Origin of the sequence: Candidatus Allofournierella excrementavium (assembly GCF_048526665.1) — a bacterium.
Taxonomy (GTDB): Bacteria; Bacillota; Clostridia; order Oscillospirales; family Ruminococcaceae; genus Allofournierella_A; species Allofournierella_A excrementavium.
Genome location: NZ_DBGFPE010000041.1, coordinates 13,241 through 29,149, shown reverse-complemented (window position 1 = coordinate 29,149; position 15,909 = coordinate 13,241). Strand labels below are relative to the sequence as shown.

Genomic DNA, 15,909 nt, shown 5'->3' with positions numbered 1-15,909 from the left:
GGAACCTTTCTGGAACCATCTCGTGGTAGGAGGTTGCAACCAATCCACAGCATCCCTTACAGTGTAGCACAGCCCTTGGAGAGGGGCTCTAATAACTACTACTCTATAATACAAGGAGGGGTATCGCCGCTTCCGGCCGGCGTCCGCTGTCCGTTTATCCGCCCAGGCGCGTTTTCGCGCCGCAAAAACTTTTGAGAGCAGGTGATCGATGAAGAATATTGACATTCAGACCCTTTACAAACTGTTGTTCGCCGACTATCCCGATATCGTAACGGTGCGCCAGCTGCAGGTCATGCTGGGCATCAGCCGCCACGCGGCCTACGACCTGCTGGCAGACGGCAGCATCCGGGGGCTGAAGCTGGGCAACGCCTACAAGATCCCCAAGATCAACGTGATCCGCTATGTGGTGGAGAACGGCGTGCAGCCCGCCGTCCGGGCCGCGGGGTCCTGACCCTCCTGCGCCGCAAAGCGCCCCTCGCCGCTGTCCACCCGGTGTTCGCCCTGTACGGGGCCTGACAGGCGGTGCGGGCGTTTTCCCCCGCGCCGGGGCCAAGGCCGTTTTGCGGGCCTGTTTGGGGCCGCTGTGGCCGCGTCCCGCCCCATCCAACAAACCAACTGAAAAGGAGAAATGCTTTTGACGAAATTCCAACCCATTGACGCGCGAACCCTTTCCATCACCCCGCTGCCGCCGGTGCGGTGGCTCGTTCCCGATCTGTTGTCCGGCGGGCTGTCCATGCTGTCAGGCGGCAGCAAGGTCGGCAAAAGCTGGCTCTGCCTTTGGCTGTGCCTGCAGCTGGCCAAAGGCGGCGAGTTCTGGGGGCGGCCGCTCCGCGCCCAGGCGGTGTTGTATCTCTGTCTCGAGGATACATACGCCCGCATCCAGAGCCGGCTGTTCCGCCTGAGCGAGGAGGAAATGCCGGACAACCTCTATTTCCAGACCGCCTGCGAGGGACTGGGCCACGGCCTCGAGGAACAGATCGAGCAGTTCCTGGCCGTCCGCCCGGACACCGGGCTGGTGGTCATCGACACCCTGCAAAAGGTGCGCACCGGCGATACCAACGGCAACGTCTACGCCTGCGACTACCGGGACATGAGCGCCTTGAAATCCCTGGCCGACCGGCACAACATCGGCATCCTGCTGGTGCACCACCAGCGCAAGGACCAGACCGGCGACCCTTTCGATGACATTTCCGGCTCGGTGGCCCTGATGGGCGGGGCGGACACCAGCTGGGTGCTGCGCCGCCGGCGGATGAGCCAGAACGCCCAGCTGCACGTGACCGGCCGGGACATGGAGAGCCGCGCCCTGGACCTGCGCTGGGAGGACTGCCGCTGGGAGTTGGAGCAGGAGGAGACCTCCGAGGAACTGGCCCGCAAGGCCGTACCCGCCTGCGTGTGGGCGGTGGCCGACTTTGTGAAACGGCAGAAATTCTGGCAGGGCACCGCCACCGAACTGCTGGCCGCTGCTGGCATCGCCGACGTGCAGCCCAACCAGCTGACCCGCAAGCTGGTGGAATTTTACCCCACCGATCTGGCGCCCCTGGGCATCCGCTGCGAGAGCCACCGTACCGCCAATGCCCGGCAGCTTCGGCTCTGGTATGACGGTGATGACGCGGATGACGATAAAACCGGCACATCCCCTGACGGCGGGGGTATCCCGGAAACACCGTCAGCACCGTCATCGTCGTCACGGCAGGCGCTTCGGGGTAACAAGCATGGGCTTTGTGTTGCCGCCGGGCAACCCTTCGCCAATATGGGGCCAGCCCCAAGCCCCACCCTCCCGGAGGTGGCCCTGTGAGAACAAGAAGCGTGGGCCTCAATGTGCGGGTGAGCCCCGCCGAGAAACAACGAATTCAAACAGCGGCCAGGCGTTGCGGGCTGACCCTGTCGGAATATCTGCGCCAGCGGGCGCTGGGGTATGCGCCCCGGTTCCATCCGCCCCAGGCGTTTTTCAGCTACCTGACCTGGATGGACAACCTGACCGATCAGCTGGCCCGGTTGGACCCGCCTCTGGCGGAACAGTACCGCCGCTGCAGGGAAGGGCTGCTGGACAGCCTTCTGCGGAAGGAGGATGCCTCTGGCGACCACTAAGATCTGGCCGGTGCGGGACAGCCTGCGCCGGGTGGTGGACTACGCCGCCAACCCGGACAAGACCGAGTACAGCGGCCTTGCCCAGGCGCTGCATTACGCGGAGAACGATTCCAAGACCACTTTACAGGAAACGGCCCAGCTGGTGAGCGGCGTCCACTGCCGCCCTGCCACTGCCTGGGCGGAGATGCGGGCGGTGCAGGAGCAGTTCGGCAAGACCGAGGGCGTGGTGGCGATGCACGCCTACCAGAGTTTCAAGCCCGGGGAGGTGACCCCAGAGCAGTGCCACGCCATCGGGGTAGAGCTGGCCCGCCGGGTGTGGGGCGGGCGGTTTCAGGTGCTGGTGGCCACCCATCTGAACACGGGATGCTTGCACAACCACTTCGTCATCAATGCGGTGTCCTATGTGGACGGCAAGAAGTATGAGCAGCGGCGGGACCAATACCGGGAGATGCGCCGGGTGTCCGACCAGCTGTGCCGGGAACACGCCCTCTCCGTGATTCAGCAGCCCGGCGGCAAAAAGCCCCGGCCGCTCTACGAAGGCGAGGGGCAGACCCGGTACGAGGCAATGCGCCGGGCCATCCGCAAGGCTCTGGCCCAGACCAGCACCGAGCGGGACTTCGCCCGGGTGCTGCGGCAGCAGGGGTATCGCTGGCGGCGGGAGGACGGGCGCAAATACGCCACCCTCCGTTCGCTGGACGGCGGCCGGGCGGTGCGGGTGTACCGGCTGGGGAGCGGAATACGACTGGCCCGCCCTGGAGCAGGCGCTGGCCAAAAACTTTGCCCGGTACGGCCTCCACTTCTATGGTCTGAACTTCAACCCCAAGTATAGCCTGCGGCCCGTGCCGCGGCCCAGGGCAGCCCCGCGCCGCTGCCGCTGCAAAGGTTCTCTGTCCGGCCAAAAGAGCAGCCTGTTCCGGCTGTACCTCTACTACTGCTACCAGCTGGGCATCTACCCGAAGCGGCCCGTGCCCCGGGTGAACTGGCCGGAGATCAACGCCCTGTGGCGGGACATCGGCAAGACGCTGGAGGAACTGCATCTTACCAGCCAGCGGGGTTTTTCCACGGTGGCGGAGGTAAAGTCCCACCGGGAGGCCCTAACGGGGCAAATCACCGCCCTTTGCAAAGAACGGGCGGACTGCGCCCGGCAGCTGCGGTGGATAGAGCCGCCGCCTGGGGCGGCTCAACGGCGGGCGGAGCTGACCCGACAAATCGCAGCCCTGCGGAAAGAGGACGCGGCCGCCAAACGCATCATCGAGAAGGTGGAAAAGACCGCCGCCTGCCGGGAGGAATACCGCCGCCAGCAAGAACGGGACAATCCCCGCCGCAAGCACAGGGACAAAGACCGAATCCGCTAAAACCAAAACGCCCGCGCCGGGCAAACCGGCGCGGGTAATCTGGTGGATGTGTACCCAATCCGGGCACCCATCCTTGTACACTTTTGTGAATAGCTTTCGAGGCAGCTTCCGAGTATTCTTGTGTCGGACCCGGAGAACACCAACTAAAAGGAGGAATGTCCATGGTAGCAGGCCGGTTGGCCGAAAAGAACGGCTACTTTTACATCGTACTCAGTTACAACGGGCCGGACGGCAAGCGGGTGCAGAAATGGCAGGGCACCGGGCTGCCGGTGAAGGGCAACAAGAAAAAGGCGGACGAACTGCTGCGGCAGGCCCGCCGTGCCTTCACGCCGCCGGTGCCGAACCGGTCGGACGATTTGAGCCCGGATATGCTATTCAGCGATTATATGCTTTACTGGCTTGAGATCATCCGCTCCTCGGTACAGCCCACCACCTGGTCATCCTACTGCTTCAACGTGAAGGACCACATCGTGCCCTATTTCGAGCCCACCGGCATCACGCTGGGCGGCTTGCAGGCGCGGCACATCCAGAGCTTTTACCTGCACGAGCGGAAAACGCTGAAATCCACCAGTGTGCTGCGGCTGCACGCCAATCTTCACAAGGCGCTGAAGCAGGCTGTTAAGCTGGACCTCATCCCCGGCAATCCGGTGGACAAGGTGGAGCGGCCCAAGCCGGAACGGTACTTGGCCGCTTACTACACCGCCGAGGAGATGGAGCAGCTGTTCGAGGCAGCGCGGGGGCACCGGATGGAACTCATCATTCAGTTCGCGGCCTTCTACGGGCTGCGGCGGGGCGAGGTGCTGGGCCTGCGGTGGGACGCCATCGACTTCGCGGCGGGTACCTTCACCATCCGCCACACGGTGACCACCGCCAGCGTGGAGGGCAAACACCTGCTTATCCAGGCGGACCGGGCCAAGACCAAATCCAGCCTGCGAACCCTTCCACTGGTAGAGGGCTTTGCCCAGCGGCTGCGGGCGCTGAAGGAACAGCAGAAGTACAACGAGAAACTCTGCGGCAACTGCTACAATCAGAAATTCAAGGGTTACCTGTTCGTGGACGAGATGGGCAATCTCATTCTGCCCAACACCGTGACCGACAACTTCGCCCAGCTGCTGAAGGAACACGGCCTGCGGAAGATACGCTTCCACGATCTGCGGCACTCCTGCGCCAGCCTGCTGCTGAAACAGGGGGTACCCATGAAGCAGATTCAGGAATGGCTGGGGCACAGCGACATCTCCACCACGGCGAACATCTACGCCCATCTGGATTCACAGTCGAAACAGCTCAGCGCCGCCACGATGGAAAAAGCCCTGGCGCTGCCCGAGGAACTGCCGGAAAGCCGGTGGTAAGAAAAAATGGCGGCAAGCCACTATATTGACTTGACGCCATTTCAAAAGGCATTCTATTGTCCCCGTTCTTTTCGGGTGTACTCAAAATCCTTAGTCTTAATATCATAGTGGCTTACCAATCTCACAATGTCATCGCTAACCACAAAATCAATGTATTTTATCCATTCTGATAATGGAACTCTGTATAGCACTTTATTCTTATCATAATCGGAAGATACTACAAAACGGTCGATAACACCATTCTCATCATAAACAACCGAAAATATGAACGAATGAATCAGTGAATTGCAGAGTTTCACCCCTTTAATTGTTCCTTTTCTTTCATTATCCCAATCATGGCTCCCTTCTTTCGGCCAAATACAAGTTTGTGTAATCTCTTTACGCGGTTTAATGGTAAATACCTTTAGTGAGTAGTTATCCACTTCGTCACTTGTTTTACCTTTGCAGTCAACAAGTTTTCTAATGATAAAAGCCGAGTAAAAAATCGCCTTTTCGATGATTGTATAAGCCTTATCTTCGTTTTGAAGCAAATACTCCTGCGTATTATATTTTAGAAGTTGCCTCTTTTTCCTATTTAAATCTTGCTTCCATGGGTATGTCTCCCAAATCATAGTTTTCATCTTCCCCTTATATTCGGTTCCCTTTTTTCCCTATATTCTCCTTTAATTTCGATTATATCATAAAAATAGAAGTCGAAACTTAAACTGCTATATTAAGCAATTCAAATTTCGACTTCTACTTAACTGGCGGAGAGTTAGGGATTCGAACCCTAGGTCCCTTTCGGGACACAGCATTTCGAGTCCCGCGAGCCATTGGCAGATTGGTGCCCGCGGCGGTCAGAACAGGCCGGTTCGTCCCCGATTTTTCGCGGCGGTCAGCCGTATTTCGGGCGAAATGCAAAAGTATCCTCGATGGTACGAATCGTTTTAAAGCGCCCGTTTTGCCTCGGTTTTGCACGCATTTTTGGAAAAATGCAAGATGGGATGCAAGATAAGAGGGAGCCTGCCAAGCCGCATGGAGACTGGCCTGGCGCGGATATGCCTGCAGACCGACCCCGGAAGATGCGAGATTTGAACCCGATTTTGCGTACTAATTTACGAAAATATTCCGTTTTGTATAATTCACAGCTGTTCTCCGGCGATGGAAGTTTCACAATACCCATGCCAAAAAGGAGAACACGATCATGGCAAACACGACCCAAAAGCGCACAACTGAGCTGGAAAAGGAGATCGCGGCCGCCTTGGCCGCCTATCCCGACCCCATGTCCCGCACCGATTTCCGCAAGGTCTGCCACATTGGTACCCGGACGTCCATCTACCTGCTGCAGAGCGGCCTGGTGCCCTGCCACAACACCGGCAAGCGCACCCGCTGCTACCGGATCGCCAAGGCGGACGTGGCCGACTATCTGCGCCGCCGCGCCGCCGACCCGGCACGCTATACACCGCCCAGCGGCTGGTACAAAAACTACCCCAACCACAAGCCGCCGGAAAACGCCCTGGTCCGCCGCCTGGAGCTGACCGGCCCCCGCCGCAAAAAGCTGCGCAGCCGCCTGGCCAAACAGCTGGCCAAGGCGCCCGATGTGCTGACCTTGCAGCAGATCTGCGACATCACTGGTTACAACCGCCACACGGTCAGCCGCTGGTGTACCGAGGGGCGGCTCAAACCGATCATGAAAACGCCTACCTTCCGGGTGCCCAAGGTCTGGCTGCTGGACTTCCTGTGTTCGGTTGATTACAACAACATCTGCCGCAAAAGCCGGAAGCACAACCAGATGGTGCGGGAGATGCAGGAATTGTAAGGGACGCAAATGAATAACAGAGCGGCCTGTCCCAATGCCGGAGGTGGCGTGTGGGGCAGGCCGCTTTGGGTTGCGAAGGAAGGGGGAGCGAAAAAACTTTCTAATAACATATTTTATGTAAGGATTCAATAATATGTTATTTTGCGCTCTTTTTAGTTTCACAGTTTGCTTACAGGTGAACATCGTGTCCAAACTCTGAACCGTGTGGCTGGTAAAGCACAGGGCATACGGTTGCTCAATACGCATACTTCGCCCTCATCGCGCGAAACACGTCGCCAGCCTCCAGCAGATCGCCACGAGCCATATTCCCCTCAGCTTCGAGGAGTTTGGGATATACCTCCTCTCGCGTACAGCGGCGCTCAAACTCTTCAATGCTCATAGCGACCAAATCCCGCCATCCATTTTTGGTGATCAAGACCGGTCCCGCCGTTGTATGGCACAGTCGGGAGATGGCACTCGTATCGCGCAGATCGCGCATGGAGCGAATTTCAGGCATATAAATCACCTCTTGGGCGCAGTGTAGCACGATTGTGTCACGCTGTCACTTTCGCTGTCGGATGATATAGGCCTTGCCCACCTGGCGCGCCCCGTCCACCAACAGGATGCGCGGGTCCTGAGTGCGCAGATGGTCGGCAATCAGGCGGGGAATTTTTCGGTACAGCATGGCGTACACCCCCATCCAAATGACTTTTCAATAGAACTGCACATCGATTCTAATGACATTTCAATAGAATGAGACCGCCTGTTTCATGACTTATCAATGATTCTCTAAGTGTACGCATCACAGCTTAGGCAATGACCAAGTCGTGATAATGTTTGTTTGGTCAATGGTTTCGCTGCCGAGCAAGCACTTTGGTACCGCGTGAAACAGCCTGTTTTCCCGTACAAAATAGAAAGGTATCGTTGGCAACATCAGAGCAGTTCTTTTGTCTTTCGGGCCAAATAAAGCGGGATGCTCGTGATCTCGCCGTCCTTCCGATACCCGCGCTTTGAAAAGCGGATGGCGTGTTCCGGGTGATGCTGCGCAATATACCGCTTAAAGGATGGTGCTGATTTGTCCTCGCCACCTTTTGCCTCAACGGGGATGATTTCTATACCGCGCTGCAGCACAAAATCGATCTCCCCGGATTTGTCCGAGTAATAGCGAGGTTCTACCTCAAACTGCCCGCGAAGCTGCTGAAGTACATAATTTTCGGTCAGTGGGCCTTTGAACTGATAGTTGGATTTCAGCAAAATGGCGCCGTTGTCAATGCCCGCCATGTGTTTGAGCAATCCCGTGTCAAACAGGAAGAGCTTAAACTGATCGAGCTTGTCAAATGCGGAAAGCGGATGCTCCATCTTGGAAACATTGCAGATGCGGTTGAGTATACCGGCTGATACCAGCCATTCGATCGCTTCCTCAAAATCCCGCGCCCGGCCGCCCTGCCGGACAGCGCCGTAGATGAACTTCTCGTTGGACTTGGCAAGTTGAGAGACAATGCTGCGGAAGACCATCAGGATGCGCCCGCTGTTTACCTTGCCGTTGTGCTTGGAAAAGTCGTTCTCATAAATTTCCACGAGCTCGCGCTGGATCCGGGAAACCGCTGCCGGGTCTTTGTGGTTGACCCACGAAACCACACATTCCGGCATGCCGCCGATGATCAAATAGTTGTTGTAGCCTTCCAGCAGGCGGTTGTGGAAGATCTCCTCGATCACCTGCCCTTTCTGAATACTCTCGTAGTAAACAAAAAGCGCCGGGTCGGTCGCCTCCAGAAACTCGTCAAAATAAAGCGGATACAGATTGAGCAGGTTGACCATGCCCACCGGGTAGGACTTGGGCTGCGCGAGCAGCGTGCCCAGCAGGCTTCCCGCGGCGATCACGTGGTAGTCGTTTGCCTTTTCTTTGAAGTATTTGAGGGTGTTGAGCGCCTCCGGGCATTCCTGAATCTCATCAAAAATGATGAGGGTCTCCCCGGGCAGTATCTTTTCCCCGGCGATCAGGGAAAGCAATTCAATGATCCGCTGGGGATTTTTGTTCGTCTCAAAAATGGATTTCAGTTCATCTTCCTCATCAAAGTTGAAATAGGCAAAGTTTTCATAGCATGTCTGCCCGAACTCCTTCATGAGCCAAGTCTTGCCGACCTGGCGAGCGCCGCGAATGATCAGCGGCTTGCGCTCGGGATCATTTTTCCATTTTATAAGTTCCGAAATTGCATTGCGTTTCATGTGCCCCACCGCCTTATCTTAGACTATAACCAGTGTAACACATTTTTCCGGGCTTTGAAAGCATAAATTTGCACATTTTTCCAGCTTTTTAAATGACAAAAATCACGTTTTTCCAAATCTATGCGAAATGGAAAATGAATGGGGCCAAAAGCCTTTTCTCAATACAATGTTACAGACTTTTCCTTTTTTGCAATTTTGCGATGTTTTGAAACAGAAATATGAAATTCGTTCCAATGGTTTTCAGTTCAAACGGAATGATGGGAATGGAGTCCGTTTAGCCTCCTCTCCGCGCTCAGCGGTCTATACATCTCGCAAGCCCCAATGATATAATAGGCATATAGCCTATAGAATACACCCGTCCCAGGAGGTCCCCCATGAGCGAAGAATGTCTGATCTGCGGCGCGCCGCTGGAATATCTCGAACAGGATACGGTGATGGAGTGCGCCATCTGTCACAAAAAGGAGCCCAGCAAAACCCGCTGCGTCCACGGCCACTATGTCTGCAACAGCTGCCACACCCATGGGCTGGACGGCATCTTCGGGCTTTGTCTGGCGTCCGACTCCACCGACCCGATTGCCCTCATCCGGCAGATGATGGCGATGCCGTTCTGCCACATGCACGGCCCGGAACACCATGTGATGGTGGGCGCGGCGCTGCTGACTGCCTACAAGAACGCGGGAGGTGAGCTGGACCTGGAACCGGCCCTGCGGGAGATCGCCAGCCGCGGCCGTGCCGTGCCGGGCGGTGCCTGCGGATTCTGGGGCGCCTGCGGTGCTGGCGTCAGCGCCGGGCAGTACATGGCCATCGTGACACGCTCGACGCCGCTGGCCGCCGAGCCCTGGGGCCTGAGCAACCGCATGACCGCCCGGGCGCTGGAAGCCATCGGCCAGGTGGGCGGGCCGCGGTGCTGCAAGCGGGATTCCTGGCTGGCAATTCTGGCCGCCATCGACTTCACGCGGGAGCAGCTGGGCGTGGCGATGCAGCGCAGTGTGCCCACCTGCGACTTCTGCGCCCAAAACAACCAGTGCATCGGCCAGCGCTGCCCGTTTGCGCCCGTCAACCGGCGCAAACCCAAGGTAGCCTTCATCTGCGTCCACAATTCCTGCCGCAGCCAGATCGCCGAGGCTCTGGGCAAAGCCTTGGCCGCCGATGTCTTCGAGAGTTACTCCGCCGGGACCGAGGTAAAGCCGCAGATCAACCACGACGCCGTCCGCCTGATGAAGCAAGTCTACGGCATCGACATGGAAGCCACCCAACACAGCAAACTGCTGGCCGACCTGCCCGCCGTGGACATCGTCGTGACGATGGGCTGCAATGTCCAGTGCCCGGCCCTGCCTTGCCGTCACCGCGAGGACTGGGGCCTTGATGACCCCACCGGGCAGAGCGATGCGGTGTTTTTGAAACGATCGAGCATGTGGAAATGTTTTTTGCTTTCCGAGGGAGAAATCGACTCAAAGAAAGTGCGGCCGGGACGTAGGACAGAACTATAACCTGTCAAAGAATGAAGATGCAAAAGTGCCGCAGTATCCGTCGGAAAAGTGAGCAGCGATTATACAGGCGTTGAAGCATTTTCAAATGGCATAGAGTGGTTGTGTGGCTGACAGGCAGTGCATTCCGCACCGTCTGCCAGCTTTTATTGTTTTAAGCACCGTACCGTCAGACGTGTCTGCCCGCTGAGAGTACAGGTAAACAACGTCAAATCCCAGTCGCCGCCGGTCATCTCCTTGATGGCGGTGGGCTGCAAGACTTCGGTCTCGGCCACTGTGTAGGCGAACACGGTGCCCTCCACATCGGTGAACGTCACCGTATCGCCGGGCTGCAAATTGTCCAGGCGGCCAAAGTGGCTGCGATAGTTGTGGCCGGCAATGACCAGGTTGCCCGCTGTGGTACCAGCGTACCGGCAGGGGGCGGTTTTCAGTTTGTCGTAGTCCCAGCTGGCCATGACCGGCAGGGTCAGGCCCAGAGTGGGAAAATCCAGCGTGCCGATATACTCGTTGCCATCAATCATTATGGTTGGCATCTCGGCCGTTTCTTCCTTAAACGGTTCCTCCGGGGCAGCGGCGGTGTTCGGTATAGCGGCAAGCACCCCCTGCACGCTGGCCGCTGCCCGGTTACTATCCCACAAATTATAGGCGCACAGAAACAGGGCTGCTGCGATCAGCAGCAGCCCGATGGATGTCCATATACTGGTGTAGCGTGTTTTATCCTTCATGGTCGTGCTTGCGTTTGCGGCGGGCGCGGAACCGGCCGACGCCCACACAGATCACACCCAAAATTACCAGCAGCGGCACCGGCCACCAAAGCTGCCCCGTCTGCGGCAGGGTGCCGCCGGTGGACGGTGTGCCGGGCACAGGCGTGCTGCCGGGCTGGCCGGGCTGTTCCGGCTGGCCTGGCTGCTGCCAGGTGTTGGTCACGGTAAAGGCCAGGCCGTCCTGCTCCACCGCCACGGCAAATCCATCGGGGACGTTCTGCTCGGCCACCTGCCACAGGTGGCCCGGCTCGGAGGTCCAGGTATAGCGCCAGCCGTTCAGTGCGTTCAGGGTCACGGTGCGGTCAGGCTGGCCATCACAGAGGAGCTGTACAGTCACGCTCAGGGGGCGCGCGTTCTCGCCGCCCTGCCAGACCTTGGCCACGGTGTATTCCACCGGCTCCGGTGTGACAGCTGTCTCTTCCGCCTTGATTGTCACCGCCGTGTCGCCCTGCACATGGATCAGCACCGGCACCGGGATGTACAGCGTGTCGTTTTGCCGCACGGTCTCGCCGATGGCAAGGTACAGCCCCTCCTCCAGCGCGCCAAACTGCACGCTGCCGGAGGCCACCCGCCCACTGGCGGCGGGGATTGGGGTATCCTGGGCAACATAGGCGGCCAGAGTCTCGGCGGCGGCGCGCCAGTCGGCGGCAGGGCTGTCCTCGTCGGGCAGGGTGACCGGGTAGGCAGCAAAATCATCGGTGGGCTGCCAGCCCGCGTCCGATGCCACCGCCACATGGTACAGGTCAAACCGGACGTTTTCCCGCTCATGGTAGATGGTCAGGCCGGCACTGCCCGCGGCCATGGCCGGCAGGGCCAGCAGCAACGCCAGAACCAGCGCAAGCAGGGCGCTAAGATTTCTCTTGTTTGTGTTCCTCATGGTGTTTGGTCGATTCCTCCCGGGTCGGGTTGTTCTGGTTTCCCGCCTTGTGTTGTCGTTGTTTCAGCTGGCGTGCCCGCCGGATGATGCCCACAATGCCGTAAATCAGCAAAATCAGCGCGACAAGCAGCAGGGCCAGCAGGATGACACGCTCGGTCAGAGAAAGGCCGGAAGCCGTCCCCTCACCCGCCGCACTCTCGGCGGTGGCGGGGGTTTCGATGCGGTGGCCGCGCACCAGCAGGCGGTGGGTGTTGACACCGTAGGGCGTGCAGGTGTACAGCGTGACCAGGTCCTCGCCGGGAACGATTTGCAAGGGTTCCATCTCGTCCGGCAGGGTGACCAGGATCTGATCCACCTCGTAGGTCATCACACGGTCCAGCACCGAGAGGGTGAAGGTGTCGCCCTCCTCCAGCTGGTCGAGATCAGTGAACATTTTGGCTTTGACCAGGCCGTTGTGCGCCGTGATGACGCAATGGGTGCTGGGGCCGCCGGTGGGCAGGCTGGTGCCGATCCAGAAACCCGCGCCGGACTGCAGGGCCTTTTCCCCGGTGCCCTGGTAGATGGGCAGGTGGACATTGATTTTAGGGATGTCGATATAGCCCATCATGCCGGTGCCGAGGGGGTTGAGGTACTGCGAGACATCCTGCAGATCCGCCGCATCCTCGTTCAGGACGGAGCCGGTAAAGGTGCCGGTCTCAGCCAGGCGGCGGTTGTAGGCCTCGGCGGCGGCCCACAGGTCGGAGTAGTCGGCCTGTTCGGCCTCGGCCACCTGGTTGTACTGGGCGATCTCCTGCACGGCCTGCCAGCGGGCAAACTGGTCGCTGATGGTTGGGTAGAGCAGCACGCCCAGCCCCGCCAGCATGAGCAGCACCAGGGCGATGGTGACCAGGCTGGGCCGCCGGGATTTTTTTGCGGGCTTTTGGGGTTGTGTGGTATCGTTTGGCATAGGCTTTGTGTACAAGATGGTGCCGGAACGCCCGCCGGATGGCGGGGCTCGGCGGCACGGACAACGCCGCAGGCGCAGTGCACGCCTGTGGCGAAGCCCCTGCCGCCGAAACATCAGGAAGGCGTCCCTGCGATAAGTAGTAGTTTCCTGATGTTCCGGGGCAAGATATGGAGTTGAACTAGCAGCTCACGTTAACAAATGTTAACGATCCTGCTTTTTACGGGATTTGCGGGAGACAACCAGCAGGATGCCGGCAATCACAACGATAGCCGCGCCACCGATGGAGTACATCATGGTGCCGGTGCCGCCGGTCTCGGGAATCGCAGCGTTGGCAAAGCTGGCATCCACAATGTAATCGACGCCTGCCGCCTCGTCATTGACCTCGATCTCCAGTTCCGTCTCACTGCACACATATCCGTCGGGAGCAGCAGCCTCTTTCAGATAATAGGTACCCGCATCCAGGCCATCGACACGAATGTAGCCCTCGGCATCGGTGGTCAGCGTGCCATGGTTGTTTATGAGATTTCCATCGCTGTCCTTCTGATACAGTCCGAACACGGCGCCTTTCAGGCCTTCATTGGTCACCTGGTCATACTTGAACACACGGATAGCATATGTCTTGACCGTGACGGTATCCATCGAGCTGCTCCCCTCAGGATAGCCAACCTGGGCTTTGTTCGTGTAAATACCAGCGGTAGTGTCCGCTTTCAGAGTCGCTGTATACGTGACCGTAATGGCCGTAGCGTTTGCAATGTCATTGCTCTTGATGATGCCTGCTTCATACAGTTTGACCAAATCAAGGGTGATGCTAAACTCATGGGTGTTGCTCAGATCCAAGTTATACTGACCATCAGTCAGCCTGGTATCCCCAATCTTGATCACGAAGTTCTTCGGGTCATCAAAGGCCGCATCCAGCGTATCAGCAAAGACCAGCTTGTAGCTGCTAGCCGCCTTGGTTGTCGGCTCGTCTACGACAATATAATTGCGCAGGTTATCAGGTACATTGGATTCCAGCTCAAAAGTGACATCAGTCCCTGCGGCAGCCGTATCGCTTTCGAGTTTTTCATCACCGGCAATGATCCACTTGTTCAGACCAGGCTTGCTGATTTTCTCGCCGGGCTCCTCGGGCTTTTCGTCGGGATCCGTGGTGCCCGGGGCTTTGGCAGGGGCGCCGACGCTGCAAGCCGTGTTGACCGACTCATCCACAACAGTAGATCCATCGTAAGCTTCAATCGTAGCGGCAAAGGTCAGCTGGTCATCTTGAACATCAGTGGCGCTGAACGTCTTGGAAACATAGAAGTAGGTCGATGCCATACCTCTAGGGACATCACCTATCACAGTGGTTCCCGTTTGCATCGGTTCAGCAGCGGTTTTACCAACCAACGTTGCATCGCCAATGTCAACGGAAAACCAGGGGGTAACAGCGTCGTCATTCGGTTCCCCCTCAACGGTCACCTTGTACAGCAAAGTGACCTTCTCCCCATCGTCGAGATTAATGGGATCAGTCGAATAGGTGACACCGTCAAGATCAAAAGCCCCGAAAATTGCATCGTTGGGCTTACTGGTCACACGTTCAACAGCAAACTCGGTGATCGTAGGCATCTCAGCAGCAAACGCTGTAACCGGCAGCATTGCGGCACACATTGCCGCCGCACAGACTGCGGACGCAATGCGTTTCAACCATGTTTTCATCATTTACAGGATTCCTCCTTTAGTTTCTTCCAAGATTGTTGGTTCGGACAAAATAAATAGCCTGCATCCCCCCCTCTGCCTCTGGCAGCGTATTATCTCTATGTCTTGCTCTAAAAAGAGCTGCCGAAGCATTGCTTCAGCCAAGAGAATGTTTTGCAATTTGCCGCTTTGCGCTATGCACCGCGCTCCACCGTGGCGCTCTGCGGCCAGCCGATGGCCTCCTGCTCCATTTCCAGCATCTGGTCGTACATCTGCTGGCGCAGGGCTGCAAGCTGGTCTTCCACCTGCTGCTGTGTTGCCTTGTACAGGTTGCGCAGGCTGTGCGGGTTGCCTTTTTCCTCCGGCACGCCGGCGGCCTGGCAGACCTCATGCAGCTGACGGAAGATGTTGGACCGGTTCCACGTCTGGCCCGTTCGCGTGATGAACACCGGGCCGCGGTAGATGCCGTTTTCTGCCATGTAGGCCAGCAGCTCCTGCTGCAGGGCGGGCGGACAGCGGAACCCGAAGGCTCCGTCACGATACTTCAGCGTACCGCTGCCCTGCTTGACCAGCTCGGCCGTGACCTGGTTCAGGCACTGGATCGGCACGCCCGTGGTGGCAAACAGCTTGATCAGCAGATAGATCCGGTGCTTGCCCAGGCTGCGCGCCGTGCGGAGCAGCTTTAAGTACTCGGTGCGGGTCAAAGTCGGCGACCGTTCCTGCTCCTCCGTGACCCTGGTGTGGCCCCGCAGCAGGTCGTACCGGCCACACCACTTGAAATAGTTGTTGGCGGCCGCCAGGTGGACGTTGACCGCGCTGCGCGTGTACACCTGTTCCAGCGACTGCTCCCATTCGGCCATTGTCTTTGGCGTGGGGACTCCGTGCTGCACCGTGAACGCCAGCAGGTCATGCAGGCAGTTGGTGTAGTAGCGCCGGGTGTCCGGGTTCCAGCCTTTGTTCTCCGTCGCCGCAAGGTAATCCGAGATGGAATAGCCTTGCAAGATTTCATCGTTCATGCGCACAGCAGGCCCCCTTTCCCGCAGCGGTATCGGTGCAGGTAACAGAAGCGCAGTTCTGTTCCCATAATTAACCCAGGTTAATAAGCCGTCGGCAGGCGGCAACGTATCTGCGTCCAATTTTAGCTTTTCGCAGCAAAAAAAGGCGCAAAGGAACAGCCGGGCAAACAAGAGCGGCCGTTGCCCGGCAGGTTTGCTGCGCCTGTTTTTAGCAAAATCAACAAAGATACACGTTCTCACTTGTTTTTTGGACGTTCAAGTGATAAGATAAGTGCATATCTGAGGGGCAAAGTGTCCGAACGACGCGGCGTTCAAAGCCGATTTGCCCAGGGATAAGGATATGTAAGGAACAG

Annotated in this window: 17 protein-coding genes and 1 pseudogene; 9 read left to right on the top strand and 9 right to left on the bottom strand. The window is 58.0% G+C overall.

Annotated elements, in window-relative coordinates; translation table 11 throughout:
• Positions 1-208: 208 nt before the first annotated feature.
• The 6 genes from ACMI1Q_RS09940 to ACMI1Q_RS09915 all read left to right on the top strand — a co-directional run bounded on the left by ACMI1Q_RS09940 (position 209) and on the right by ACMI1Q_RS09915 (position 4,792).
• Entirely contained in the window at positions 209-451 is a 243-nt protein-coding gene (locus ACMI1Q_RS09940) for a helix-turn-helix domain-containing protein (RefSeq protein WP_419503657.1), read from the top strand.
• Between the two features lie 183 nt (positions 452-634).
• Positions 635-1,795, top strand: coding sequence for an AAA family ATPase (locus ACMI1Q_RS09935; RefSeq protein ID WP_419503656.1), 1,161 nt, complete (start codon positions 635-637; stop codon positions 1,793-1,795).
• Positions 1,792-2,088: a plasmid mobilization protein gene (locus tag ACMI1Q_RS09930; RefSeq protein ID WP_419503655.1), complete on the top strand. Its 297-nt coding sequence runs from the start codon at positions 1,792-1,794 to the stop codon at positions 2,086-2,088. Before ACMI1Q_RS09935 ends, ACMI1Q_RS09930 begins: the two co-directional genes overlap by 4 nt.
• Positions 2,069-2,917: a relaxase/mobilization nuclease domain-containing protein gene (locus tag ACMI1Q_RS09925; RefSeq protein ID WP_419503654.1), complete on the top strand. Its 849-nt coding sequence runs from the start codon at positions 2,069-2,071 to the stop codon at positions 2,915-2,917. The genes ACMI1Q_RS09930 and ACMI1Q_RS09925 overlap by 20 nt, the downstream gene beginning before the upstream one ends.
• Before the next feature lie 10 nt (positions 2,918-2,927).
• On the top strand, positions 2,928-3,443 hold the full coding sequence (locus ACMI1Q_RS09920) for a hypothetical protein (RefSeq protein ID WP_419503653.1): 516 nt from the start codon (positions 2,928-2,930) through the stop codon (positions 3,441-3,443).
• Positions 3,444-3,604: 161 nt separating this feature from the next.
• Positions 3,605-4,792 (top strand): tyrosine-type recombinase/integrase, encoded by a 1,188-nt coding sequence (locus tag ACMI1Q_RS09915; RefSeq protein ID WP_419503652.1) that lies wholly within the window; start codon positions 3,605-3,607, stop codon positions 4,790-4,792.
• Between the two features lie 53 nt (positions 4,793-4,845).
• Here ACMI1Q_RS09915 and ACMI1Q_RS09910 read toward each other — a convergent pair whose 3' ends face one another.
• Positions 4,846-5,412 (bottom strand): hypothetical protein, encoded by a 567-nt coding sequence (locus ACMI1Q_RS09910; protein WP_419503651.1) that lies wholly within the window; start codon positions 5,410-5,412, stop codon positions 4,846-4,848.
• A 563-nt stretch (positions 5,413-5,975) separates the two neighbouring features.
• Between ACMI1Q_RS09910 and ACMI1Q_RS09905 the strand changes: the two genes are divergently transcribed.
• Entirely contained in the window at positions 5,976-6,590 is a 615-nt protein-coding gene (locus ACMI1Q_RS09905; protein ID WP_419503650.1) for a helix-turn-helix domain-containing protein, read from the top strand.
• A 235-nt stretch (positions 6,591-6,825) separates the two neighbouring features.
• On the opposite strand, the gene ACMI1Q_RS09900 is transcribed toward ACMI1Q_RS09905, so the two are convergent.
• The 3 genes from ACMI1Q_RS09900 to ACMI1Q_RS09890 all read right to left on the bottom strand — a co-directional run bounded on the left by ACMI1Q_RS09900 (position 6,826) and on the right by ACMI1Q_RS09890 (position 8,795).
• The gene (locus ACMI1Q_RS09900) at positions 6,826-7,086 is read right to left on the bottom strand and encodes a type II toxin-antitoxin system Phd/YefM family antitoxin (protein ID WP_419503649.1); all 261 of its coding nucleotides are present in this window, start codon (positions 7,084-7,086) and stop codon (positions 6,826-6,828) included.
• Positions 7,087-7,131: 45 nt separating this feature from the next.
• The gene (locus ACMI1Q_RS09895; RefSeq protein WP_419503648.1) at positions 7,132-7,254 is read right to left on the bottom strand and encodes a hypothetical protein; all 123 of its coding nucleotides are present in this window, start codon (positions 7,252-7,254) and stop codon (positions 7,132-7,134) included.
• Between the two features lie 248 nt (positions 7,255-7,502).
• A complete protein-coding gene (locus tag ACMI1Q_RS09890; RefSeq protein ID WP_419503647.1) occupies positions 7,503-8,795 on the bottom strand; it encodes an ATP-binding protein in 1,293 nt (430 codons plus the stop codon).
• Between the two features lie 374 nt (positions 8,796-9,169).
• Between ACMI1Q_RS09890 and ACMI1Q_RS09885 the strand changes: the two are divergent.
• Both ACMI1Q_RS09885 and ACMI1Q_RS09880 read left to right on the top strand, forming a co-directional pair.
• Positions 9,170-9,832: pseudogene (locus tag ACMI1Q_RS09885) on the top strand (DUF5714 domain-containing protein); the annotation flags it as partial.
• On the top strand, positions 9,824-10,285 hold the full coding sequence (locus ACMI1Q_RS09880; RefSeq protein WP_419503658.1) for an arsenate reductase ArsC: 462 nt from the start codon (positions 9,824-9,826) through the stop codon (positions 10,283-10,285). The pseudogene ACMI1Q_RS09885 and the gene ACMI1Q_RS09880, both read left to right, overlap by 9 nt.
• Positions 10,286-10,428: 143 nt before the next feature.
• On the opposite strand, the gene ACMI1Q_RS09875 is transcribed toward ACMI1Q_RS09880, so the two are convergent.
• From ACMI1Q_RS09875 to ACMI1Q_RS09855, 5 genes are all read right to left on the bottom strand, one after another.
• Positions 10,429-10,815 (bottom strand): sortase, encoded by a 387-nt coding sequence (locus tag ACMI1Q_RS09875; RefSeq protein ID WP_419503646.1) that lies wholly within the window; start codon positions 10,813-10,815, stop codon positions 10,429-10,431.
• A gap of 181 nt (positions 10,816-10,996) precedes the next feature.
• Complete coding sequence (locus tag ACMI1Q_RS09870) at positions 10,997-11,923, bottom strand: Cna B-type domain-containing protein (RefSeq protein ID WP_419503645.1); 927 nt, start codon at positions 11,921-11,923, stop codon at positions 10,997-10,999.
• Positions 11,895-12,869 (bottom strand): class C sortase, encoded by a 975-nt coding sequence (locus ACMI1Q_RS09865; RefSeq protein ID WP_419503644.1) that lies wholly within the window; start codon positions 12,867-12,869, stop codon positions 11,895-11,897. The genes ACMI1Q_RS09870 and ACMI1Q_RS09865 overlap by 29 nt, the downstream gene beginning before the upstream one ends.
• Before the next feature lie 201 nt (positions 12,870-13,070).
• Positions 13,071-14,564: a SpaA isopeptide-forming pilin-related protein gene (locus ACMI1Q_RS09860; RefSeq protein WP_419503643.1), complete on the bottom strand. Its 1,494-nt coding sequence runs from the start codon at positions 14,562-14,564 to the stop codon at positions 13,071-13,073.
• A gap of 170 nt (positions 14,565-14,734) precedes the next feature.
• The gene (locus ACMI1Q_RS09855; RefSeq protein ID WP_419503642.1) at positions 14,735-15,556 is read right to left on the bottom strand and encodes a tyrosine-type recombinase/integrase; all 822 of its coding nucleotides are present in this window, start codon (positions 15,554-15,556) and stop codon (positions 14,735-14,737) included.
• Positions 15,557-15,909 lie beyond the last annotated feature (353 nt).